Origin of the sequence: Acinetobacter sp. V89_7, from assembly GCF_029967895.1 — a bacterium.
GTDB lineage: Bacteria > Pseudomonadota > Gammaproteobacteria > Pseudomonadales > Moraxellaceae > Acinetobacter > Acinetobacter soli.
In genome coordinates this window covers 1-22,258 of record NZ_JASCAJ010000027.1, presented here as the reverse complement: position 1 = coordinate 22,258, position 22,258 = coordinate 1, and the positions used below count along the sequence as shown (strand labels likewise).

20 protein-coding genes and 5 tRNA genes are annotated in these 22,258 nt (G+C 42.0%); 12 read left to right on the top strand and 13 right to left on the bottom strand.

Going from position 1 to position 22,258, the window contains the following annotated elements; genetic code table 11:
• Positions 1–56: 56 nt before the first annotated feature.
• The 3 genes from argC to rpiA form a co-directional block, all read right to left on the bottom strand.
• Positions 57–1,106, bottom strand: coding sequence for an N-acetyl-gamma-glutamyl-phosphate reductase (argC, locus tag QLG00_RS08535; protein ID WP_282470804.1), 1,050 nt, complete (start codon positions 1,104–1,106; stop codon positions 57–59).
• Positions 1,107–1,255: 149 nt separating this feature from the next.
• Complete coding sequence (locus QLG00_RS08530) at positions 1,256–1,933, bottom strand: SprT family zinc-dependent metalloprotease (protein ID WP_282470803.1); 678 nt, start codon at positions 1,931–1,933, stop codon at positions 1,256–1,258.
• On the bottom strand, positions 1,933–2,604 hold the full coding sequence (gene rpiA, locus QLG00_RS08525; RefSeq protein ID WP_004936744.1) for a ribose-5-phosphate isomerase RpiA: 672 nt from the start codon (positions 2,602–2,604) through the stop codon (positions 1,933–1,935). Before rpiA ends, QLG00_RS08530 begins: the two co-directional genes overlap by 1 nt.
• Positions 2,605–2,709: 105 nt before the next feature.
• Here rpiA and ilvA point away from each other — a divergent pair, with 105 nt between their 5' ends.
• From ilvA to QLG00_RS08510, 3 genes are all read left to right on the top strand, one after another.
• Positions 2,710–4,248: a threonine ammonia-lyase, biosynthetic gene (gene ilvA, locus QLG00_RS08520; RefSeq protein ID WP_004936741.1), complete on the top strand. Its 1,539-nt coding sequence runs from the start codon at positions 2,710–2,712 to the stop codon at positions 4,246–4,248.
• A gap of 159 nt (positions 4,249–4,407) precedes the next feature.
• Positions 4,408–5,079, top strand: a complete 672-nt coding sequence (locus tag QLG00_RS08515) for a TrkA family potassium uptake protein (RefSeq protein WP_004936738.1) — start codon at positions 4,408–4,410, stop codon at positions 5,077–5,079.
• Complete coding sequence (locus QLG00_RS08510; protein ID WP_004936733.1) at positions 5,060–6,397, top strand: potassium transporter TrkG; 1,338 nt, start codon at positions 5,060–5,062, stop codon at positions 6,395–6,397. Before QLG00_RS08515 ends, QLG00_RS08510 begins: the two co-directional genes overlap by 20 nt.
• A 43-nt stretch (positions 6,398–6,440) precedes the next feature.
• Here the strand turns inward: QLG00_RS08510 and QLG00_RS08505 are convergent, their stop codons facing one another.
• Both QLG00_RS08505 and QLG00_RS08500 read right to left on the bottom strand, forming a co-directional pair.
• Positions 6,441–7,631 (bottom strand): phospholipase A, encoded by a 1,191-nt coding sequence (locus QLG00_RS08505; RefSeq protein WP_119689582.1) that lies wholly within the window; start codon positions 7,629–7,631, stop codon positions 6,441–6,443.
• Between the two features lie 20 nt (positions 7,632–7,651).
• Positions 7,652–10,591 (bottom strand): insulinase family protein, encoded by a 2,940-nt coding sequence (locus tag QLG00_RS08500; RefSeq protein ID WP_216198471.1) that lies wholly within the window; start codon positions 10,589–10,591, stop codon positions 7,652–7,654.
• 313 nt (positions 10,592–10,904) lie between these two features.
• On the opposite strand from QLG00_RS08500, the gene QLG00_RS08495 reads away from it, so the two are divergent.
• Genes QLG00_RS08495 through QLG00_RS08485 form a run of 3 tightly spaced genes read left to right on the top strand, consistent with a single transcriptional unit; the run spans position 10,905 to position 12,860 of the window.
• A complete protein-coding gene (locus QLG00_RS08495; protein ID WP_282470802.1) occupies positions 10,905–11,909 on the top strand; it encodes an adenosine kinase in 1,005 nt (334 codons plus the stop codon).
• An 18-nt stretch (positions 11,910–11,927) separates the two neighbouring features.
• A complete protein-coding gene (locus QLG00_RS08490) occupies positions 11,928–12,236 on the top strand; it encodes a Rieske (2Fe-2S) protein (protein WP_004936723.1) in 309 nt (102 codons plus the stop codon).
• A 15-nt stretch (positions 12,237–12,251) separates the two neighbouring features.
• The gene (locus QLG00_RS08485) at positions 12,252–12,860 is read left to right on the top strand and encodes an OB-fold-containig protein (protein ID WP_004936720.1); all 609 of its coding nucleotides are present in this window, start codon (positions 12,252–12,254) and stop codon (positions 12,858–12,860) included.
• A gap of 72 nt (positions 12,861–12,932) precedes the next feature.
• Here QLG00_RS08485 and QLG00_RS08480 read toward each other — a convergent pair whose 3' ends face one another.
• Positions 12,933–14,111 (bottom strand): trypsin-like peptidase domain-containing protein, encoded by a 1,179-nt coding sequence (locus tag QLG00_RS08480; protein ID WP_004936717.1) that lies wholly within the window; start codon positions 14,109–14,111, stop codon positions 12,933–12,935.
• Between the two features lie 174 nt (positions 14,112–14,285).
• On the opposite strand from QLG00_RS08480, the gene QLG00_RS08475 reads away from it, so the two are divergent.
• The 4 genes from QLG00_RS08475 (at position 14,286) to QLG00_RS08460 (ending at position 16,214) form a co-directional block, all read left to right on the top strand.
• Positions 14,286–15,044 (top strand): Nif3-like dinuclear metal center hexameric protein, encoded by a 759-nt coding sequence (locus QLG00_RS08475; protein WP_004946580.1) that lies wholly within the window; start codon positions 14,286–14,288, stop codon positions 15,042–15,044.
• Positions 15,045–15,251: 207 nt separating this feature from the next.
• Positions 15,252–15,878 carry a superoxide dismutase gene (locus tag QLG00_RS08470; protein WP_004936712.1) on the top strand — a complete coding sequence of 209 codons (627 nt, stop codon included), beginning with the start codon at positions 15,252–15,254 and terminating at the stop codon, positions 15,876–15,878.
• A 177-nt stretch (positions 15,879–16,055) separates the two neighbouring features.
• Positions 16,056–16,131, top strand: a tRNA-Asn gene (locus QLG00_RS08465).
• Positions 16,132–16,138: 7 nt separating this feature from the next.
• Positions 16,139–16,214, top strand: a tRNA-Asn gene (locus tag QLG00_RS08460).
• Positions 16,215–16,316: 102 nt separating this feature from the next.
• On the opposite strand, the gene QLG00_RS08455 is transcribed toward QLG00_RS08460, so the two are convergent.
• Genes QLG00_RS08455 through QLG00_RS08445 form a run of 3 tightly spaced genes read right to left on the bottom strand, consistent with a single transcriptional unit; the run spans position 16,317 to position 18,842 of the window.
• Positions 16,317–16,943 carry a YitT family protein gene (locus QLG00_RS08455; protein WP_048763512.1) on the bottom strand — a complete coding sequence of 209 codons (627 nt, stop codon included), beginning with the start codon at positions 16,941–16,943 and terminating at the stop codon, positions 16,317–16,319.
• The gene (locus QLG00_RS08450; RefSeq protein ID WP_048763513.1) at positions 16,936–17,415 is read right to left on the bottom strand and encodes an Lrp/AsnC family transcriptional regulator; all 480 of its coding nucleotides are present in this window, start codon (positions 17,413–17,415) and stop codon (positions 16,936–16,938) included. Before QLG00_RS08450 ends, QLG00_RS08455 begins: the two co-directional genes overlap by 8 nt.
• A 35-nt stretch (positions 17,416–17,450) precedes the next feature.
• On the bottom strand, positions 17,451–18,842 hold the full coding sequence (locus QLG00_RS08445) for an amino acid permease (protein WP_282470801.1): 1,392 nt from the start codon (positions 18,840–18,842) through the stop codon (positions 17,451–17,453).
• Positions 18,843–19,156: 314 nt separating this feature from the next.
• Between QLG00_RS08445 and QLG00_RS08440 the strand changes: the two genes are divergently transcribed.
• Together QLG00_RS08440 and QLG00_RS08435 are read left to right on the top strand one after the other, a co-directional pair.
• Positions 19,157–19,232: transfer RNA gene (locus tag QLG00_RS08440), tRNA-Asn, on the top strand.
• Positions 19,233–19,287: 55 nt separating this feature from the next.
• Positions 19,288–19,734 carry a DUF2726 domain-containing protein gene (locus tag QLG00_RS08435; protein WP_218262562.1) on the top strand — a complete coding sequence of 149 codons (447 nt, stop codon included), beginning with the start codon at positions 19,288–19,290 and terminating at the stop codon, positions 19,732–19,734.
• A gap of 23 nt (positions 19,735–19,757) precedes the next feature.
• On the opposite strand, the gene QLG00_RS08430 is transcribed toward QLG00_RS08435, so the two are convergent.
• The 4 genes from QLG00_RS08430 to QLG00_RS08415 all read right to left on the bottom strand — a co-directional run bounded on the left by QLG00_RS08430 (position 19,758) and on the right by QLG00_RS08415 (position 22,131).
• A complete protein-coding gene (locus tag QLG00_RS08430) occupies positions 19,758–19,943 on the bottom strand; it encodes a hypothetical protein (protein ID WP_218262563.1) in 186 nt (61 codons plus the stop codon).
• A 150-nt stretch (positions 19,944–20,093) separates the two neighbouring features.
• Positions 20,094–21,398 carry a dicarboxylate/amino acid:cation symporter gene (locus QLG00_RS08425; RefSeq protein WP_218262564.1) on the bottom strand — a complete coding sequence of 435 codons (1,305 nt, stop codon included), beginning with the start codon at positions 21,396–21,398 and terminating at the stop codon, positions 20,094–20,096.
• Between the two features lie 548 nt (positions 21,399–21,946).
• Positions 21,947–22,031 (bottom strand) — tRNA-Leu (locus tag QLG00_RS08420).
• 26 nt (positions 22,032–22,057) lie between these two features.
• Positions 22,058–22,131, bottom strand: a tRNA-Trp gene (locus tag QLG00_RS08415).
• Positions 22,132–22,258 lie beyond the last annotated feature (127 nt).

The following is a 22,258-nucleotide window of genomic DNA, read 5'->3' as shown; positions in this document are numbered from 1 at the left end:
GTACCTGACACACATTTAAATCGAAATTTAAATGTGTGTGAAGTCTTAAGCTGTTTTTATGGCAGCAAACCAATCCCGTCCAGACCGGTTGCCTCATCGAAGTTGAACATTAAATTCATATTTTGTACTGCTTGGCCAGCAGCCCCTTTCACCAAATTGTCTTGTACCGACAATATGATCAGTTTATTTGGCTGAGGCTTGTACAGCGCAATTCTAAGCTCATTCGAACCACGAACACTTCGGGTTTCTGGCGAGCTATTGGCTGGCATCACATCGACAAATCGTTCGTGTGCATAATACACTTCGTATAAAGATTGCAAATCACTGTTTGCACCTTCATCGGTCAGGTCGATGTAAATGGTGCTAAGCATGCCACGGATCATTGGCACCAAATGCGGTACAAACAAAAGCTGATCGAATACGCCAGTTTGCCCTGAGATATTTTCAAGCGCTTCCACAATTTCTGGATGATGACGATGCCCTGCAACTCCATACGCTTTGAAGTTATCTGCATTTTCAGTGTAAATCATGCCTAGGCTGGCTTTACGCCCTGCTCCAGAAACACCCGATTTGGCATCCACAATAATACTTGATGGCTTAATCAGTGCTACATCGGCTTGTAAAAGTGGCGCCAAACCTAACTGTACCGTAGTCGGATAACATCCAGGATTACCCACCACCTGCGCCGTCTTAATTTTTTCACGGTTTAATTCAGGTAAACCATAGACCGATGATTTTAAAACATCTGGACATTCGTGCTGTAGGCCATACCACTTTTCGAATTGCTCAAGATTTTGCAAACGAAAGTCAGCGGCAAGATCAATCACTTTTACGCTCGACTCAACCAATACTTTGGCATGCTTCATGGCTACACCATGCGGTGTCGCAAAAAAGACCACATCGCATTGTTTTAAAAGATCTTCATTAAGGTCGGAAAATTCAAGGTCAGTATGTCCTCGTAAACTTGGAAACATCTCTGAAACGCGCTTTCCTGCCTCTGTACGTGACGTTAACACACGAACAGTTACCTGTGGATGACGAAGCAATAAGCGCAGCAATTCAACGCCCGTATAACCAGTTCCACCTACAATTCCGACAGAAATCACGTGTCTTACCTCAAAGTTCAACAGAATGTTGCCTAGTATGACAGGATGTACTGATTTTCAAAACTATTTATCGAATGCACTGTGATTTTTTATTGGAATGATTGAAGTGAATCCGTATTTATTACTGGCGATACACCAATCAAATTACGTTATGCGCTGTACCACCAGTGTGGCAACTGCGTCTGTTTCAGGCGTTGTCGATGTTTTTGAAAGGCTTGGTCATGATGTTGTACTTCTGTCCAAAACTCGGGACCATGATTAAAATGACGCGTGTGTGCTAATTCGTGAATACACACATACCGCACAACAGCAATATCCATGAGCACCAAGCCAGCATGCAGCATGATATCTTTTTGAGCGGTGCAACTGCCCCATCGTGTTTTAGGTCGACGGATTGTGCATCCATTGAAAGAAAGTGTAGTCTCGCGGCTGATCTGCATTAAGTAGTCAGGCAAAACTTGTTTGGCGTAATTAAAGGTGGCCTCTTTTAAAGCGTATGCCCGATGGGCCGCGTTAATGAGTAATTGCTTGTTGTCGTGATCGAAACGATAGAGTTTGATCGCCTCATGCTCAACGATTCGATAGGTCGAATCATTGAAAAAAGTCAGGGCTTCAGATGAACTGGAAATAGCAGCATTTCGTTGCTGCATTTGCTGCTGCCACGTTTTTTCAAGCCATGTTTGTGATTGCGCTAAAAACGCTTGAATCTGTTTTTGAGTACAAAAGACGGGAACGGTGAGGCGCACCGCGTCTGGTTCAACACGTAAGCGCAAGCGTTTTGCCCTTACGTGTTTGACAATTTTGATCTCGGGAAGATCAGTCATCATTAAGACGCTGTGCGCTCTTCAATGCCGTTATTTGTTGCAACAATTGCAATGGTTGCAGCATTTAGGGCAAAAATACCATTGGTCACCACACCTGGAATATCATTAATGGTTTTCTCAAGCTCAATCGCATTGAGGATATTCAGGTTGTATACATCCAAAATCACATTACCATTATCTGTGACTACACCTTCACGGTAAACAGGATCGCCGCCAAGACTCACCAGTTTACGCGCAACAGCAGAGCGCGCCATAGGGATCACTTCAACAGGCAACGGGAACTCACGACCCAACTGTTCAACCCATTTTGAATCATCTACGATACATACAAATTTCTTTGCAATTGATGCCACAATTTTTTCACGTGTGAGCGCGGCACCGCCACCTTTAATCATGTGCATGTGACGATCAATTTCATCGGCACCATCGACATATGCGTCTAAACCGCCCACATGGTTCATGTCGAGCACTTCTATGCCCAATTCTTTTAGGCGTTTAGCTGTGGCTTCCGAGCTGGCAACCGCTGCTTCAAGCTGTAGTTCAGGTAAAAGTTCAATCAGAAAATTGACTGTACTTCCGGTTCCCACTCCTAAAATGCCCCCTTTAGGTAAGTGTTTTAAAGCAGCTTTCGCTGCTGCTTGTTTTTTCTCATCTTGGGTAGCATATAGACTCATGACATCACTCAACTTTTTTTCACCTTTTGCGCAATTTTAAAACGCAAATGTGCAGGGGTTTGTTACAATAAGCGGCTATTTTAAACTGTTACATGGAAAATTAACATGCTGTCTCGTTTGGTTCGACAAATTTTACAAGCAACGGTCTATGACGTTGCAATCGAAACTCCACTCGAAGCAGCGCCACGAATTAGTGAAAAACTAAACAACAATATTCGCTTTAAACGTGAAGACTTACAGCCCGTTTTTTCGTTTAAGTTACGAGGTGCCTATAACCGTATCAGCCAGTTACCCAAATCACAGCTTGAACGCGGTGTGATTACGGCTTCGGCAGGCAACCATGCACAAGGCGTGGCGCTATCTGGTCAAAAACTGGGAATTCGCGCCATTATCGTGATGCCAAAAACAACGCCAGACATTAAGGTTCAAGCGGTTAAACGTTTGGGTGGCGATGTGGTGTTGCATGGCGATTCGTTTGATGTTGCCAATAAATACGCCATTCAGCGTGCTCAAGATGAAGGCATGACGTTTATTCCTCCTTATGACGACGAACTGGTCATGGCAGGTCAAGGAACGATTGGCAATGAAATTTTGCGCCAGTGGCGAGATGTCGAATATGTGTTTGTGGCGGTGGGCGGTGGCGGCCTGATTGCAGGTGTTGCGGCGTATTTAGGCGATGTAGCCCCCCATGTTAAAGTCATTCCAGTTGAATATGATGAATCTGCATGTTTGAAAGCGGCATTTGAACACAATGCGCGTGTGGTGCTTCCACAGGTGGGGCTGTTTGCAGATGGAACCGCAGTTGCACAAATTGGTGAAAAACCCTTTGAAGTGATTCAATTGCAAAAATCTGACAACTCTGGCCCAATCGTTGAGCGTGATGTGGTCTTGGTCAATACTGATGAAATATGTGCAGCCATTAAAGATACTTATGACGAGTGCCGCAGTATCGTTGAGCCATCAGGTGCAATGGCGCTGGCAGGCATCAAAAAATATATCGAGCAACATAATTTAAGTCATAAAAATATTGTCTCGATTGTTTGCGGCGCCAATATGAATTTTGACCGTCTGCGCTATATCGCAGAGCGTACCGAACTTGGTGAACGTAAAGAAGCAATTTTTGCGGTGAGCATTCCAGAGCAAAAAGGTGCATTTTTAAATTTCTGCCGCGCACTCCATGGTCGTAATATTACTGAATTTAACTACCGTGCCAGTGACAGTGATGCCGCTCAGGTTTTTGTCGGCATTAGCTTAAAATCGGGTGAAAAAGAGCGTCATGACATTCATGAATTACTCAAAAGCCAATATGATGTGGATGATTTGTCTGACGATGAGGTGGCTAAACTCCATATTCGCTATTTAATTGGCGGTCATGCCAACATCGCCAATGAACGTCTATTTCGTGTTGAATTCCCTGAGCGCCCGGGTGCACTATTGACCTTCTTGGAACGTTTAGGTCCATCACATAATATCAGTCTGTTTCATTATCGAAACCACGGCGCAGCGGAAGGTCGCGTACTGGTTGGATTACAGGCAACTGATGTGCAGGAAAATCCTGACGTATTGATTCAGACGCTCGAACAAATCAATTATCCATATGAAGAAATTACTCACAATGCCGGCTATAAACGCTTTCTTAAATAAAGCGATCTAGCTATAAAAAAACCAGCCGTATGTGCTGGTTTTTTTATGATCGACTTCTATACTCTGTTTCGTAACATTTATGTGCTTTAAACCCAAACAAAAACTACTACACTGATTTTTATGAAACTATAGCCGAAAAATAGCAATAAGGTTTTTTATATGGCGCAATTTGCAGTAATTGGACTGGGAAGTTTCGGTGCAACTGTTGCAACCGAACTGGTGAAGTTAAATCATGATGTGATTGGCATCGACTCCATCAAGCGAAATGTTGAAGATTTAAGTGATCAACTTACCCATGCAGTGATCGCCGATGCCAGTGACGAACATGTACTTGAAGAGTTGAACATTCAAAGTTGTGAAACAGTCGTTGTTGCAATTGGCGAAGACATCGAAGCCAGTATTTTATGTGTGCTGCATTTAAAAAATATGGGCGTGCCCAAAATTTGGGTAAAAGCCAAAACCAAAGCACACAGCATGATTTTGTCGCATTTACATGTCGATAAAATTATTCATCCCGAAGAAGATATGGGCGTCCGAATTGCTCAAGCACTGAACTACCCAATGGTCAGCCGCTATATGGCACTCGATGATGATCACTATATTGTAAAAGTTGAAATTCCTAAGCACTTAAATGGCATTCATCTTTTGGGGCTAATCAATGATATGAGTCATGTTAAAACGATTTTGCTCAAACGCGGCAAAGATATTATTTACGAACCTGACCCGACTTGCCCAGTGCAATCTAAGGATATCTTGATTGTTGAAGGACACATCGATCAACTTAAAAAACTTTCAGTACGGTTTTTGCCTCATGAAAAAACAAAAACTTAAGCAAAAATCATTTAATTTAAGTCCGCCCTCTCTACTGGCTCTAGGGTTCTTAAGTTTTATTATTATCGGTACTTTTTTACTTAAGCTGCCTGTAGCCAACAACGGCCACCTGAGCTGGATGGATGCCCTGTTTACCTCAACCTCGGCAGTGACCATTACTGGTCTGTCAGTCATTAACATCGGGCACGCCTTAACCACTACGGGACAAATTATTTTACTGTTTTTGATCCAGATTGGGGGTTTAGGCTTCATGACCTTTGCCATCTTGGCCGCACTTAGTTTGGCGCCTCAATTGGGTCTTAAACAGCAAATCATGGCGCAAGATTCAATCGGCCATACCAGCTTGTCTAAAGTAACGTTTGTGGCACAAGCCGTATTTATTTATACCCTTATTTTTGAGTTGATTGGCACCGTGATCTTGACTGTGGTCTGGACATCGCAATTTGGTTTTTTACACGCGCTGTACTACGCCATGTTTTATAGTGTTTCAGCTTTTAACAATGCGGGTTTTTCTTTATTTCCTAACAATCTAATCAACTTTTATGACCATTATATCGTCTGCCTCACCATCAGTTTTTTATATATTTTAGGCGGAATGGGTTTTTTGGTTTTAATGGATATCAAGCAGCACAAACGCTGGCGAAAACTCAGCCCTAATAGCAAAATTATTATTGTGAGTATTGGAGTGCTTAATCTTGTTGGCTTTCTGATGATTTGGCTTTTGGAAGCCAATAATCCCCTCACCTTGTACAACATGAGTTTCGGCGAACAGGCAATTAATGCATGGTTTCAGGCAACCGTACCACGTTCTTCTGGCTTTAATACCATTGATATTGGCTCAATGACCAATAGCTCTACCTTACTGACCATGTTTATGATGTTTATTGGTGGCGGCTCACTCAGTACAGCAGGTGGTATTAAAGTCGGTACGGCAGTTATTTTACTTTTTAGCGTGATTGCCTTTTTAAAACGCCACGATGAAGTACGCATTTTTAATCATTCGATTTCTTATGAAAGTACATTTAAGGCTTTGGCTGTTGCCATTATTACTTTAATTCTGATTTTTGTCGGCTTTTTTACAATCTTAATTTTAGAGCCACATAAGAACTTTCTGGATCTATTTTTCGAAATTGTCTCTGCGGCATGTACGGTTGGTCTTTCGAGAGGCATTACCGGCGAACTCAACAACAGCAGTTTATTTGTATTGACTTTATTGATGTTTGCAGGACGGTTAGGCCCACTCACGCTGGCCTACCTGATTGCCACACCACGTAAAAGTCGCCTGAAACATCCAAATGCCGATATTCAAATTGGATAAAAAAGAGGAAGCATCATGCTTCCTCTTTTTATTCAAAATCAAATTAAAACCAATCTAGCAATGAAACGCCAAGACCGACATAAGTCGCACGGTGGTTATAATCAATCAGACTTTCACCATAACCGTTAAATAGTTGGAAATTGCCACGCAATTTACCGGTAATTGGGAAAGCCCAGTCAAACTGCACGGCCCCATGCGATTTATCACCATCTTTTAAAGAATGACGCAACATTAACGAAAAGTCATTTTGTTTCCAGCGATAAAATGCCGTTAGATCACCACGGCCCACATAATCTTCGATATCGGGATTATTGTCATCTTTAGCAGCTTCTTCAATGCGAATCCATGGACGCAACATTAAAGCAAAATTGTCGCGCTCAAAACCCACATTAAATATCACACGATTCCAGCTACGAGATAATGGATCAGAACGACCATTCGACTGATGATTCAGTGTGACACCAAGCAATCGTCCATCTAGACCAAATACCCGATAATTGGTACGAAACATCAAACTCGCTTCAGGTTCGTAATTGGTTTCACGAAAAGGACGCGATTCTTCACCGTTAAAGACTTGCCAACGTGATGACTGAGTGTAGCCAAGCCATAAATCACCATTATTGCCAAAGATGTTTTCCCACGCTTTGGTTTTAAGCGATAACTGAAACTTCGACTCTAGCGACTTTAAGTTTTGATCCTGAGTAACGGTGTTATTTGGGTTAGGGCTTGATGGAAACTCATTTTTTTTGCTGGTCCAAAATACTGGAAGCAAATACACCGGTTTGTAGCCACGAATATTCCACGTTCCAAGCTTGGCTTTTTCAGACAGCTCCCAGCGTTTATCCAACAAAGAAACCGTTGGATCGATCGGACCGGCATCTAAAGAAAATACATTCCCAACCTTTTCCTGAATTTTTTCAGGAAGAGTTTCTGGAGTTGACTTTTTTTCTGGAGCCAGAGGTGCGGCTGCCTGAGCCGCCAGCATGTTATTGGTATCGATAGGCGTTTTAAACAGCGCATCATAACAGGCTAAGCGGTCTGCATTTGAATCTAATCCAACACACGCCTTGGCACTTGCTGGACTAGGCGATGCTTCTACTGTCGTAGAAGCAACCGCTTTGGGTGGAAATGTACTCTTTATATCTGCTGCATAGGCTGCCGACACCCCCAGACAACCCAATATGCTCAGCATACTGAGTTGTAACGGTGTTCGTTCAACAAAATTGAACGACATATACGCTCTCCGTTTTTCTTTTAGTTCACTTGTTTAACTGTAAAACCAAGCTGCTCAAGTTCCTGTCGTTTCGCTACCGGAGCCACCACTGCTTTGGTTGGTTTTTGCTGAATCAGATATTCGCGTGCCACGCGTTGCAAATCTTCTAATGTGACATGCAGTAAACGTGTGCGCAGGGTTTTTCTAAAAGCAGGTGTACGGCCATGAAGCAAGGCATAGCAAGCCGTAATTGCTTCGCCAGCAGGTGAGCCTGGTTTATCCATACTCGAGACCAGCCCCAATATCGCCTCTTCCAGTTGATGTGCTTGCTGAGGTGTATTCAGCAACCATTCAATACTCGCCTCGAAGTCTTTAAAGGTCTCTGTTAGGCGTGGGTCTCGGTAGCTATAAAAACGAAATGCGCATGCATTACCGTCATAGCTTGCACCACCACCATACGCACCACCTTTCTCTCGAATCGCACTGTGCAAGAAACCATTACGTAAGTAACCTGCAAGTACCATTAAAGGCGCTGCATCTGGGTGAGTGACTTCAACCGCTGGGTATGACGTTGCACAGAACTGTACGTTGGTTTGAATCAGCCAAGCTTCGTCCTGATCATCATTCAAGTGCGTAAACTGTTCAACTTGCGCCGCTTGCGTGTCTACGTCAAGATGATCCCATACTGTCTGCATTTTCTCGACCAGCGTTTCAGAAAACTGCTCTTCACAGACCAGTAAAAACTGTTTTGGGGCTTGCAAAAGTGCAAGGTGAATCTGTTTTAATGCATCGATCAAGGCGGTATAGGCCTGCTCATCCTGTTCTATTTGGTCGACTAGATCGCTTAACCAATTGAGTGCACCCAAGCCCGTATTATGATAATCACGTTGCGCTAATGCACTGGCATTACGTGATGCCACTTGCATTGCATAGCTGTGACCAGAGCCCGACAGACGTGATTTCCAGCGCGTTGCACGCTGTTGTAACAGCTCAACAATGCGATCTTTTTCATCAAAGCGCAGTTTTTCAAACGCAAGCTTAAGCAACTCAATGGCATCATATTTTTCATTCAGTGATTTAGTGGTTAGAGTCAACCACGCACTAATTTTGCCTTTATCATCGACTTTACTACGTAATGAAGCGCCCATGCCTAGGCCACCGCTGACAGCGGTTTGCAATTGTTGCAACTCAAGATAATCGTAATCGCCAGCGCCCACCTCACCCATCAAAATAGACAGTAAATTAAAGTACGGCGATTGCACCACAGCGTCTGGAATTTGAATCAATACTTGTTGATAGTACAGACCGTTGGTTCCCGCATGATACAAATTGAGCGGATAATCATGTCGGTTGGAAATAATTTCTCTTAACTGGCCCTGCACTATATGCAAATCGGCAGGTACATCTTCTAATCCTACTTTTGGCAGTAAATCGAGATTGTCTGGTGTATCTTGACGCTGTTTTAATGCTTCGGTTTCAGCTTGAATTCGAGCACGATCTGCATCAGTTAAAGTTTCACCCAAAGCCGCCAAACGTGCTTTTTCTTCTGCCTGTTCTTTGGCCGATTTTTCTGCATCGGGTATCAACGTCATTTGAACTCGATGCGGATTATCTAAAAGATGTGTCTGAATCAGATTTGACAGCCACATCGGATCTTTAAGCTCTTCTTTCACTTGCTCAATGGCACTGTCGACATCCCAAACGTGGATCGGGTCATTATGATGAATGGCACTGCTTAATCCATTTAAGATTAAGCTCAAACCATACGGCATGCCGTCACCATTGATTTCACGCTGATGTAATTCGATCTGATGTAAAATCGCATCGACCCAAGCCGGATCGATTGGTGCAGCAGCCACATCGCTTAAAATCTTGAGCACACCTGCTTTAAACTCTTCTGCGTGTTCCGGATTTGAACCCTGAACACCACAGTAAAAGGTCATTTCAAAGTTTGAATCATCGACACCCATCAGTGGGCCTGTCGATTGCGCATAGCCACAGGTCTCAAGATAATGACGCAGTGGTGAAGCCGAGTTTTCAAGTAAAATGCCTTCGACCAAACGCAAACCTAAGCGTAGTTTGATATCGCTTGCTTCAGGAAGTAACCACGCCAGTACATGATAGGTTTTATCTGATAAATCATCGCTATCGACCGCATAATGCTCGCTGACCTGAATAGGCGCTGCAAGACGCTTTTCAGGTTTTGAGTACAATGTCGTACCCTTTTGAAACTTCGCCAGTGCCAATTTTTCAAATTGCTCTTGTAACTCATAAGCACTTTGATTGCCAAAGGTCATAAATACGGCGTTACTCGGGTGATAATGCGATTTGTAAAATGACACCAGCTGGTCATAGGTCAAATCTGGAATGTCTTTAGGATCACCACCAGAGTTGTAATGATAGGTTGTTTCAGGGAATAAATGATGCGCAAGCTGATGATATAACTGATCCGAAGGTGCACTCATCGCACCTTTCATCTCATTAAATACCACACCCTTGTAAACAGGTTCGCCATTTTCAAGCTCAACGCGAATTCCTTCTTGTGCGAAATCAAGCGGATTCAAATTCGCTGCAAACGCTGCATCGAGATAGACAGAAAGTAAGTTTTGAAAATCTTTTTTATTTTGAGTTGCAAATGGATAAGCAGTCCAGTCTGCTGAAGTGAACGCATTCATAAAGGTATTGAGTGAACGGCGAATCATCAAAAAGAATGGATCACGTACCGGAAATTTTTCCGATCCACACAGTGCCGTATGCTCTAAGATGTGCGCTGTACCTTTGGAATCCATAGGTTGCGTACGAAATGCAACCAGAAATACATTTTCATCGTGAGAGGTGGCCAAATGATAATGAACTGCTCCCGTCACCTTATGAGCATACTCAGAGACCAAAATATCTAAGGCCTCAACATGGTGTTGACGTACCAACTGAAACGCAGGATGGACAGTTTGATTAATGGTTCCAGTGACATCTACAGTCATGTGATCTCCTACTATTTTCAATTTCTAACGTGTTCCCATTATAGCCTTAGTTTTTACTGAAATTGATAGCTTTAATCCGACTCAAATACTAAGTTTTTCCAAAAAATGAATCTTTTTTATTAAATTCTCGATCTGATCAAGTCTTATTGCGTTTATATCGATGCAAGAATGCATGGATATCTAATATTCCCCTCATCTAAGCTGATGTTGTGTTGTTCATAGACGATGAATAGGTATTTCACGCCATAAACTACAGCTTGCGATCATGATCGTGTAAAATTTGGATTTTTAAATCGAGATGTGAACATACGCCATGGCAACAGTTGATCTTTTTGCAATTGGAAACGCGCTTATTGACCAAGAATTTAAAGTGTCGGATGAGTTTTTAGCTGATGTTGGTTTGCAAAAAGGCACCATGCAATTGACCGAGGGTGATACTCAGGCTGCGCTTTACGAAAAACTTTTGGCATCACAAGAATATAAAGGTCAAGCCAGTGGCGGTTCGGCTGCCAATACGGCAGTGGCATTTAGTGCCTTGGGTGGACGGGCTTTTTATGGTTGTCGCGTTGGTCATGATGAGTTGGGCTCGATTTACCTCCAAGGATTAAACGATGCGGATATCGTCACCTCGGAAAAATCTCTCACGGAAGGTGTAACTGGAACATGCATGGTACTCATTAGCCCAGATACTGAGCGCACCATGCATACCTATCTCGGTATTACCACCGCACTTTCAGTCGATCAAATTGACTTTGAGCCTTTAAAAAGCGCGAAGTGGTTATATATCGAAGGCTATTTATCGACTAGCCCAAGCGCGCGTCAAGCTGTCATGCACGCCCGTGAGATTGCCAAAGCACATGGCGTTAAAGTTGCGCTGTCGTTATCTGATCCAGCAATGGTGCAATATGCACGTGAAGGGCTTGATGAAATGATTGCAGATGGTGTGGACTTATTATTCTGTAACGAACAAGAAGCACTGATGTATACCGCCACAGAAACGCTTGAAGCTGCATTTCAGGTCTTAAAAGCCAAAAATCATACTGTTGTCATTACACAAAGTGCAAAAGGTGCAACTGTATCGACACCATCTCAACATTTTCATCTCGATGGCCGTCGTGTTACTGCAATCGATGCCAATGGTGCCGGCGATGCATTTGCAGGTGCCTTCTTATTTGCATTAAATCATGGCATGTCTCTTGAAGATGCGGCGCAGTTGTCTATTCTGATTTCAAGTGAAGTGGTTTCACAATATGGCCCACGTTTGGACGTCATAACTTATGCTACACTTTTGACAAACTTTCAAACTGAATGTGCTTGATATATGGAAAAGATCTGCATGACGGAAGACATTCCTGAACGTGAAGCTCGCGCCTTTGATCAGGTCGAGGGTGAAACGATTTTTATCACACAACGTGATGGTATGTTTTACGCCTATAAAAATATATGCCCGCATTTACAGGTCGAACTTGAGTTTCTGGAAAACCAGTTCCTCGATTACGATCATGAATATATTCAATGTTCGACACACGGCGCCTTGTTTAATGTCGAAACAGGTGAATGTATTTCGGGTCCGTGCCTTGGAGAGGCTTTAACCAAAGTCGAAATTAAGGTGCATTCCGATGGCGGCATTTATTTAGCAGAATAAGAAGGAGCTTCGGTCATGGTGGAGTTTTTACTCAACTATTACTTTTTGCCATTTAACTTAAGTGTCATGGCATTGGTAATCCTCAGCATGGCCGAAACCATCGGAATATATATTGGCATTCGACCAAGTATTTTTCTTAAACGCTTTTTACCGCGTTGGTTAAGCCACTCCCCCCTATTTAATGTTAAATTTTCTAAAGTGCTGATTTTGGTTTTCTTTCTCATCAACTTCAGTTTTGCAGGCTACTTTTTACAGTTATCTGTGTTTGCTAAACAACACTTTTTTATCTCTCCGTTTTACCTGATTTTGCCTGCATTGATCATTGCCATTTTCTTTACCGTCTTTATGATTCATTGCCTAGATCAGGTGATCAAACCGCAAGTGGATCATCAGTTTGGTACTTTGCTCGGGCGCTTGGCTACGCTCTCCAGTGGTAATGCCCGACCTGGTTTTTCTGCGCAAGCCCGTGTTCGAGATGAGTTTGGGCAAGTCCATTATGTACAGGTGGAACCTGAATTTGGTGAACTTGAAGTGCAGTCTCAAGTTATTTTAATTCGTTTTCGTCAAACACATTACATTGCTAAGCGAATTGCCAGTTCAAATCAACTGTTTAATTCAGATTAAAAGCCTACTCAATAACTTCGGTTTTACAGGCAAAAAAAAGGAATACATATGTATTCCTTTTTTTACTTCTAATTAGCGCTGAGGTAATGGAATGTACTGCGAGTTCTGGTTTTGAACCTTACGCTCACCTACTTTCACTTGTAGATTTTGACGTTGACCATTGCGTTCAACCTCGAGCGTGATGCTACTGCCGGGTTGTTGCAGTGCAACATAGTTAATCAGATGCGATACCGAATTAATCTGTTCGTCATTCGCCTTAATGATCTTATCATTGACCTTCACACCCGCTTGTGCCGCCGGGCCGTTTTGAAGAACATCGGCCACAACCACACCCGGTTGTTTTGGCGCGAGTACATCATCTTGTGTAGGCGCAACCAAGCTAATGCCGAGCCAGCCGCGTACAACACGTCCATCTTTTAAAATTGAATTCAATACCTGTTGACACACACGTGCAGGAATAGCGAAACCAATACCGAGTGAGCCACCTGTTTGCGAGAAAATAGCGGTATTAATTCCCACCAGATTTCCTGCTACATCAATCAAGGCACCACCTGAGTTACCCGGATTGATTGCTGCATCGGTTTGAATAAAATCTTCATAGGTATTGATGCCTAAATCTGAACGACCGGTTGCAGAGATAATCCCCTGAGTAACGGTTTGCCCTACACCAAATGGATTTCCGATTGCGAGTACTACGTCACCCACTTCATTTCCGCTGAGTTTAAAGGGTAAAACCGGTAGTTTATCCAAATCAATTTTGATGACTGCCAAATCGGTATCTGGATCTGTACCCACAACTTTTGCTTCGGCACGTCGTCCGTCATAGAGTGCGACCACAATCTGGTCAGCTTGAGCAATCACGTGATTATTGGTCAGAATATACCCATCTGCACGAACAATCACACCTGAGCCCAGACTGTTTTCATTTTTCTGTTCTGTTTGATTCGGTAATTGATTACCAAAAAACTCCCGAAAAACAGGATCGTTAAGTAAAGGATGGTTAAGCTGTTTGACTTTTTGCGTGGTAAAGATATTAACCACCGCAGGAGCTGCCACTTTAACGGCAGCATTATATGACACCACCCCACCCGATCTTGATGTATCGACTAAAGACTCAACTTTTTCTGCTGGCATTTGAACGCCGTCTGCCGCAATTGGCGGCTTCGGTTGCTGGAATTTTTGCCAAGCGAGAAAGCTTAAAGTGACAATGACGAGTAATACCCAGGGCAACCATTTGAACGTCTGACGCACGAATATATCCTCAAAAAGTTTTTAATGTATTGAAGCAACTATATTTTTGGCTATTTTAAAGCATAACTTACTCACGAGCTCAGAACACATCAAAAGATTTGTCTAGCTTTAGTTACATTCAAATGCATGCTGTAATAAGATCTTTAATCATATAGATGTAAAAAAGGTTGATTCATGACCCAGTTAAATGAAATCGTCAGCTGGTGCGATCAAACATTAAGTTCCGCTCAATTCAAAGACTACGCACCGAATGGTTTGCAAATTGAAGGTACATCCGAAGTAAAGCATGTGCTGTGCGCAGTTACTGCCTCAGAAGCGGCAATTGACGCTGCAATTGCCATGCAGGCCGATGTATTGCTGGTTCATCATGGTTATTTCTGGAAAGGCGAACCCTACCCGATTACTGGTATGCGCGGTCATCGAATTAAAAAACTCATTCAAAACAATATTTCCCTACTTGCTTATCACTTGCCACTCGATGCACACCCAACACTGGGCAATAACGCTGCAATTGCAGACCTACTCGAACTTGAACGCATTGAAGCGCTCGATCCAAACGAAAAATTTCCAATAGGCAATATCGGTTATTTAACGCAGGCTGTCTCACCTGAAACATTTAAAGCCAAACTGCAAGATACGTTTGATTTTAATATTATTCACTTACCAGCACAGGTTAAATCGATACAAAAAATTGGATTTTGTACCGGAGGTGCGCAGGACTTTATTGCCAAAGCAGCAGCACAAGGCTGTGATGCTTATATTTCAGGCGAAGTGAGCGAACGAACATTTTATGAAGCACAAGAATTAAACGTACATTATTTTGCCTGCGGGCACCACGCAACAGAACGCTACGGTGTTCAGCGTCTAGGCAAAGCACTAAGCGAGCATTTTTCGCTCAAATACACCTATTTTGAGTTGAATAATCCGATTTAGGACGTATAAACGAGATGTAGGCCTTATACGTATTAATTCGAGCTTTATTGTGTATTGTTATTTTAATTGATGACCTTTTGCACATAGAATGATTTACACTAGAGCCACCTAAATGAAGGGGCTGTAAGCTTTTTTTAGCATTTGTGTGCTATAAAATCGAGATACGATAACAGTCTCAAATACCCAGCGAACGCAAGGAAATTAGACATGACAACCATTACTTTACCTGCTTTACCTTATGCTTATGATGCACTTGAACCACATATTTCTAAAGAAACTTTAGAATACCATCACGATAAGCACCACCAGACTTATGTGACTAACCTGAACAACCTGATCAAAGGCACAGATCTTGAAGGTCAGGAACTTGAAGACATTATTAAAGCAAGTGCAGGCGATTCATCTAAAGCAGGTATTTTCAACAATGCTGCACAAGTATGGAACCACACTTTTTACTGGAACTCGATTGCTCCAAATGGCGGTGGTAAACCAACAGGCGCACTTGCTGCAAAAATTGATGAAGCATTTGGTTCATACGAAAAATTTGCGGAAGAATTCACCACTGCTGCAACCACTCAATTTGGTTCAGGTTGGGCGTGGTTAGTGGCTGACGAAATCAATGGTAAACTTTCAATTACTAAAACTTCAAATGCAGACACTCCGCTTGCACACGGTCAAATTGCTGTATTGACCATTGACGTATGGGAACATGCTTACTACATCGACTACCGTAACGCGCGTCCTAAGTACATCTCGACTTTCCTTGAAAGCCTTGTGAACTGGGATTATGCAAACGCGAAACTTGCTGGCCAACCTGCTGGCGTTGAAAAATAAGTTCTCTATTTTTCAAAAAAAGCTGCTCTCATTAGAGCAGCTTTTTTATTTTTTAAGCAAAAATGTGTAATTATCCAACACAAGTTCATGTTTTGATTATAATTAAATCAAATAGATAGATATTTTTAAACATTTGCTTGACCAAGTAAAAGCTTCTGCATAAAATGCGCATCAGATTCTCCAATAGCTCAGTCGGTAGAGCGACGGACTGTTAATCCGCAGGTCCCTGGTTCGAGCCCAGGTTGGAGAGCCAAAACTAATCTCCCATAGCTCAGTCGGTAGAGCGACGGACTGTTAATCCGCAGGTCCCTGGTTCGAGCCCAGGTGGGAGAGCCAGATTCAAAAACCCTCAAGTACTTCATGCTTGAGGGTTTTTTTAATGGCTTTAGTTTTTGCAAAAAAAAACAGCACCTCAGGCACTGTTTTTAGTTTTTTATCTTACACCACGTATCGATCTGGTCGATGATTCAGTGTAAGAATCATATTTAAAATAATGGCACCCAAAATAGAGATCGCCAAAAGTGTCACGCTGACAAAGACGCTTGAGGCCAGCAAAATCGTGACATCTAAAGCCATTTGCACTTTGCCTGCTCGAATTCCGTAACGCTCTTGGATAAACAACACCAGTAAATTAAAGCCCCCCAAACTAGAGCGATGTCGAAACAGAATTAAAAAACCCAAACCCATAAATACATTGGCTAATACGGTGGCATATAGTGGTGAGAGCTTATCGAGATGAAGAAAGAGTGGATGCACCTCAGTGAGTACAGAAAGCAACCCCACTGCCAAAAATGTCTTTATGACCATCGACATACCTAGGCGCTTATAGGCCAGATAATAAAATGGCAAGTTGATGGTAAAAAACACCACACCAAATTTAATGCCCGTAATGTAATGGATGAGCAATGACAACCCTGCTGTTCCACCCGTTAAGGTACCAGACTGCTGCATGAGCATCATGCCAAACGAGATAATAAACGTGGCAATGATCATGGCAAGCATATCTTCAACTGAAGAATGCGAAGGTTTAGATATCTGCATGGTCAGATCAGCTGTATTACTCATGTGCTACGCCTATCATCATTTGATGATTTTCTTTAACGCGCTCCAATACAATTGAGGTATTAAAATTACCTATATTGATGTTCAGCGACATCAATTGATTAATCAGCTGGCTCATTTGCTCTAAATCCTCAACAGTTACTTTCAATACGTAGTCATAACTCCCTGTCAATTTATAGACTTCACGAATCATCGGTTCGTCTTTTACAAATCCTAGGAACTTTTCCAGTGTTTCTAGGCTGTAATGTTGAAATTTAATTTCAATCATTCCCATAATCGGTTGTTTTTCTGCATGTGGGTGCAACTGTGCGTAATATCCCATAATCATGCCTTTTTGCTCGAGCGCAATACGTCGTCTTGAGCATTGTGATGTCGATAAACCCACAATCTCAGCCAATTCCTGATTACTCAGGCGGCCATTACTTTGCAAATGCTGTAGAATCTTGTAATCATAATCATCAAGACTGTGGCTCATTCAGACAACCTCAAATAAAATTTAGATAGATCCAACTACTTACTCAGTATACTTACAGCTGGCTTTGCCGACTGAAACTTCACGCGATAAAGAATAAAGAGCAGTATCAGCCAGACAGGCACTAAAAAGACAGCCATGCGCATTTCAGGCGTAAAGCTCATAATGAAAAGAATAAAACACATAAATGCAATGGTGACATAGTTGGTAAATGGCGCACCAATACTCTTAAACAAGGTCACACGCTGCATCTGTTGCATGTGCTGACGAAACTTAAGATGTGTCACCGAAATCATGAACCAATTAATCACAAGCGCAGCGACCACCAACATCATCAAAATATTGAAGGCACTTTCCGGCATCAGATAGTTAAGCAGTACGCATAATGCGGTTACTGCTGCTGAGGCAAATAATGCATTGACCGGAATACCGCGCTGATTGACACGCTTTAGCATTTTTGGTGCATTGCCCTGCTCCGCCAAGCCCAACAACATACGGCTGTTACTGTAAACGCAGCTATTATAGACAGAAACAGCCGCAATCAACACCACCAGATTCAAGACGTTCGCGACACCAGAATTATTAAGTGACTGAAAAATCATGACGAATGGACTTCCACCCTGAGCAACCTGATTCCAAGGGAACAAGCTGAGCAAAATACCAATGGCCCCTACATAAAAAATCAAAATACGGTACACAATTTGATTGGTGGCTTTAGGAATCGTTTTTGAAGGATTTTTGGTTTCAGCAGCAGCAATTCCCACCAGCTCAAGCCCACCAAATGCAAACATGATAAATGCCATCGCCATAATCAAGCCCGACCATCCATTTGGCATAAAACCACCGTGTTGCCAAAGATTTTGCACACCTGCCTGTGACCCCGCGCTACCGCTAAACAACAAATAGGCACCAAAGCCGATCATACTGATAATTGCAATAATTTTGACAAGCGAAAACCAGAACTCAAGTTCACCGAAAAATTTTACATTGATAAAATTAATTCCGTTAATCAGAATAAAAAACACCAATGCAGTCAGCCATGTCGGAATTTGTGGCCACCAAAACTGAACAAAAATTCCAATGGCACTCAACTCCGCCATACTGACTAAAACATACAGTACCCAGTAATTCCAGCCCGACATAAAGCCAGCCATTGGTCCCCAGTATTTATTGGCAAAATGACTAAAAGAGCCACTTACTGGCTCTTCAACTACCATCTCACCCAACTGACGCATAATTAAAAATGCAATCAAACCTGCGATGGCATATCCCAGCAACACAGATGGACCAGCCAGTTGAATGGTATGAGAAATCCCCAAAAATAAACCTGTACCTATAGCACCACCCAAAGCAATCAATTGCACATGCCGGTTAGACAAACCTTTTTTTAACTTATGACTTGTAGAATCTGACAACGTAAAACACCTCATCCATATTTACGCAATAATGATGCAAATGATGTGCCATTTTAGGATAAATGATCATTTTTATTGTATTTGTGAAATTTAATCCTATTTTACTAATAAAGTTCACACCAAGCTATGCATCAGAATGTGACATTACGCCTTAATATGATGCACAAGCCAAATCAGCATATTGAGTGTTTATGAACTTAAATTTTACCGACCTTTATGGCCAAATCTTATAAAATTGCTGATTTAAACAACACTCACGCAATTTTTTGAATTATTTCATCATTATGGCTTGACCACATTGGCTTCGCCCCATACAATGCGTTCCAGATTCTCCCATAGCTCAGTCGGTAGAGCGACGGACTGTTAATCCGCAGGTCCCTGGTTCGAGCCCAGGTGGGAGAGCCAAGATTCTGAAAACCCACTCTTTTGAGTGGGTTTTCTTTTTAAGCGAAGTAAAAGTGTGTTTGATTTTTTTCAGGTTTTCTTTATTACAGTAGGTATTTTTTCAAGCCTTACCCTCTTGTTTATTTGCATTAAGCCTTATCTAAAACTACAAAAACAATATCACCCACGCCCTATCATCACACCTTTTGAAGCCAAGATGTTTAAGCAGCTCAAAGCCGCTTTTCCAGATCTAAATGTATTGGCTCAAGTTGCATTTAGCGCCCTCATTACCAGCGATCAATACAAAATTCGAGGGCGCTTTAATCGAAAAGTCACCGATTTTGTCATTTTGAATCAAAAACTAGACGTTGTGGTTATTATTGAACTCGATGACCCAAGCCACCTTAGCAAACAACAAGAAGATAAGTTTCGAGATCAAATGCTCCAAGAAGCTGGCTATCGCGTGCTGCGTTACACTCAAATTCCGTCGGTGCGCCAGCTTCATAAAGACATTCAACTTTAAATGCGAGCCAGAATCAGAATAGTTTATTCTGCTTTGTTTTGAGCACGTCGTTTCGCAATTTCTTCTTTTTGCTGTTGATATTTGCGGTGATTCTCAGCATCACTTTTTGCTGCCAAGAATGCCAAACCCAGAACACCAATTGGAATCAAAAGCCCCAGCGCCATCAACAACCAAGGTACTTTCTTTTTTGGGGGAGATGACTGATTCATCTAGATATTTACCTCTACAACATTTAGATCATATTCTCCGAAGCACAATAACTTAAAAACGGATGGCATGCCATGCTAAAATCATGACCAAGCATCACTATAAATAAAAAAGCCTACAGATAATGTAGGCTTTTTAACACGGCTGAAAGATTAGCTGAACTGACCGCTCGACTGAGTCGGTGTAAGCACATCAGCTCGCTGAGGTTGTGCTTCAACCAGATCTTGTTCATCATGAGCTTCAGACTTTGCTACCACCGCAGTTGCAATACTATTACCTATCACGTTCGTTGCAGAGCGACCCATATCCAAGAACTGATCAATTGCAAGGATGAGCAAGATACCAGCTTCAGGCAGCTTAAACATAGACAGGGTTGCTGCAATCACCACGATAGAAGCACGTGATACACCCGCAATTCCTTTACTCGTAATCATCAAGGTTAACAAGATCAGCACTTGCTGTGTAAAGCTCAAATCGATGTTGTAGGCCTGAGCAATAAACAATACTGCAAAAGACATATACATCATCGAGCCATCAAGGTTAAACGAATAACCGAGTGGTAATACGAAGCTTGAAATACGCTTTGGTACACCAAACTTGTTTAAACCTGCAATAATTTTTGGGTATGCAGATTCACTGCTTGATGTTGCAAATGCAAGTGCAGCTGGTTCTTTCATAAATCCAAGCAGGCGAAATACATCTTTTTTCAAGAAAATATAACCTACCGCAATTAAAGCCGCCCAAAGAAGCGCTAAACCTGTATAGAACTGCCCAATAAAGATACTGTAGTCAATCAGTAGCTTTGGACCTTTCACTGCAATCGCAGCAGCAATTGCAGCAAATACTGCAACAGGTGCAAATGCCATCACGTAGTCCGTGATTTTAAACATGATACGTGCGAGTTCATCGATCAGGCGAGCAATTACTGTACCCTCTTCACTTTGATGATTGACATAAGCCAAGGCTGCACCAAAGAAAATTGAGAATACTAAGATTTGCAAAATTTCATTGTTCGCCATCGCCTCTGCAAAACTACGAGGGAAAATATGTGTAATAAAATTTTGTAAGCTTAAATTTGAAGCTGAAACACCAATATCCACATGCTCAACAGGAATTGCCAAGTTCATGCCTGCACCTGGTTGGAAAAAGTTTGCCAATCCCATACCCAGCAACAATGATACCAATGATGCACCAATAAACCAGCTCATTGCTTTTAATGTAACCGATCCCAATGAAGACGATTTGCCCATTGAGATTAAACCAGAAACAATGGTTGCAAATACCAGCGGACCAATAATCATCTTAATTAAACGCAAAAAGACATCGGTCAAAATTTTAAAGTAGGAGGCGATTTTTTCTGTGAGCGCTGCATCAAATGCACTGTGACAAGCCCATCCAACAAGAACACCTAGGATCATTGCAATCAAAATATATTTGAGCAATTTTTTCTGATTCATATCTATTTCCTTTTCACAAGCAGTTCGCTTCGATTATTAAGCTAGACAAACCTAATCCGATGCGATCTTCCATGTTGATCAAACTCGCAAGCAACGATGCAGCTGATTACGAAATATTCGATTCCACCATATTTTGGGCAAGTTTTACTGGTTTTGTTTTAAAAGAAAAATGCAAAAAACAGATTATTCATGCAAAAAATGCATACATGAATTATTTAATAAATATTTAAAATAAGAATGATCTCAGTTTTTATTCGGTCGATTTGTGTTTTATAGATAAAACTTTAACCATGAAATAAATCTTGAATGGTGCATTTTCAACATTTGCAGTGCTTAGAGCAGAAAAAATAATTTAAAAAATAACATATTGAATTTTAAATAAATTTGAATATTCACGTAATTTCTTATATGAATTATTGGTTTTAGCTATAAGTGATGAAATGATAAATTTTAAGCACTTAAAAAACAAAAAACCCATCATATACATGATGGGTTTTTTATTGACCTTTTCAAGATCTTCACAGTCAGCTTATGCACACTGCTTTATATGGTGGGGGCGAAGAGACTCGAACTCTTACACCTTGCGGCGCTGGAACCTAAATCCAGTGCGTCTACCAATTTCGCCACGCCCCCAAAACTTGGGTATTTACAACAATATCTGGCAGAGGATCAAGGACTCGAACCTTGACGAACGGTTTTGGAGACCGTCATGCTACCATTACACCAATCCTCTTTAACATCTGACCTATTTTCAGGTCACTTAAAACCACTTCAGTTTTAAGTTGGTGGGGGCGAAGAGACTCGAACTCTTACACCTTGCGGCGCTGGAACCTAAATCCAGTGCGTCTACCAATTTCGCC

Coding starts and splice junctions, on each gene's coding strand:
- QLG00_RS08530 (WP_282470803.1), bottom strand. CDS start 1,933: ATGATGACTGATCTTCCCGAGATCAAAATTGTCAAACACGTAAGGGCA.
- rpiA (WP_004936744.1), bottom strand. CDS start 2,604: ATGAGTCTATATGCTACCCAAGATGAGAAAAAACAAGCAGCAGCGAAA.
- ilvA (WP_004936741.1), top strand. CDS start 2,710: ATGCTGTCTCGTTTGGTTCGACAAATTTTACAAGCAACGGTCTATGAC.
- QLG00_RS08515 (WP_004936738.1), top strand. CDS start 4,408: ATGGCGCAATTTGCAGTAATTGGACTGGGAAGTTTCGGTGCAACTGTT.
- QLG00_RS08510 (WP_004936733.1), top strand. CDS start 5,060: ATGAAAAAACAAAAACTTAAGCAAAAATCATTTAATTTAAGTCCGCCC.
- QLG00_RS08505 (WP_119689582.1), bottom strand. CDS start 7,631: ATGTCGTTCAATTTTGTTGAACGAACACCGTTACAACTCAGTATGCTG.
- QLG00_RS08500 (WP_216198471.1), bottom strand. CDS start 10,591: ATGACTGTAGATGTCACTGGAACCATTAATCAAACTGTCCATCCTGCG.
- QLG00_RS08495 (WP_282470802.1), top strand. CDS start 10,905: ATGGCAACAGTTGATCTTTTTGCAATTGGAAACGCGCTTATTGACCAA.
- QLG00_RS08490 (WP_004936723.1), top strand. CDS start 11,928: ATGACGGAAGACATTCCTGAACGTGAAGCTCGCGCCTTTGATCAGGTC.
- QLG00_RS08485 (WP_004936720.1), top strand. CDS start 12,252: ATGGTGGAGTTTTTACTCAACTATTACTTTTTGCCATTTAACTTAAGT.
- QLG00_RS08475 (WP_004946580.1), top strand. CDS start 14,286: ATGACCCAGTTAAATGAAATCGTCAGCTGGTGCGATCAAACATTAAGT.
- QLG00_RS08470 (WP_004936712.1), top strand. CDS start 15,252: ATGACAACCATTACTTTACCTGCTTTACCTTATGCTTATGATGCACTT.
- QLG00_RS08455 (WP_048763512.1), bottom strand. CDS start 16,943: ATGAGTAATACAGCTGATCTGACCATGCAGATATCTAAACCTTCGCAT.
- QLG00_RS08450 (WP_048763513.1), bottom strand. CDS start 17,415: ATGAGCCACAGTCTTGATGATTATGATTACAAGATTCTACAGCATTTG.
- QLG00_RS08445 (WP_282470801.1), bottom strand. CDS start 18,842: ATGAGGTGTTTTACGTTGTCAGATTCTACAAGTCATAAGTTAAAAAAA.
- QLG00_RS08430 (WP_218262563.1), bottom strand. CDS start 19,943: ATGAATCAGTCATCTCCCCCAAAAAAGAAAGTACCTTGGTTGTTGATG.
- QLG00_RS08425 (WP_218262564.1), bottom strand. CDS start 21,398: ATGAATCAGAAAAAATTGCTCAAATATATTTTGATTGCAATGATCCTA.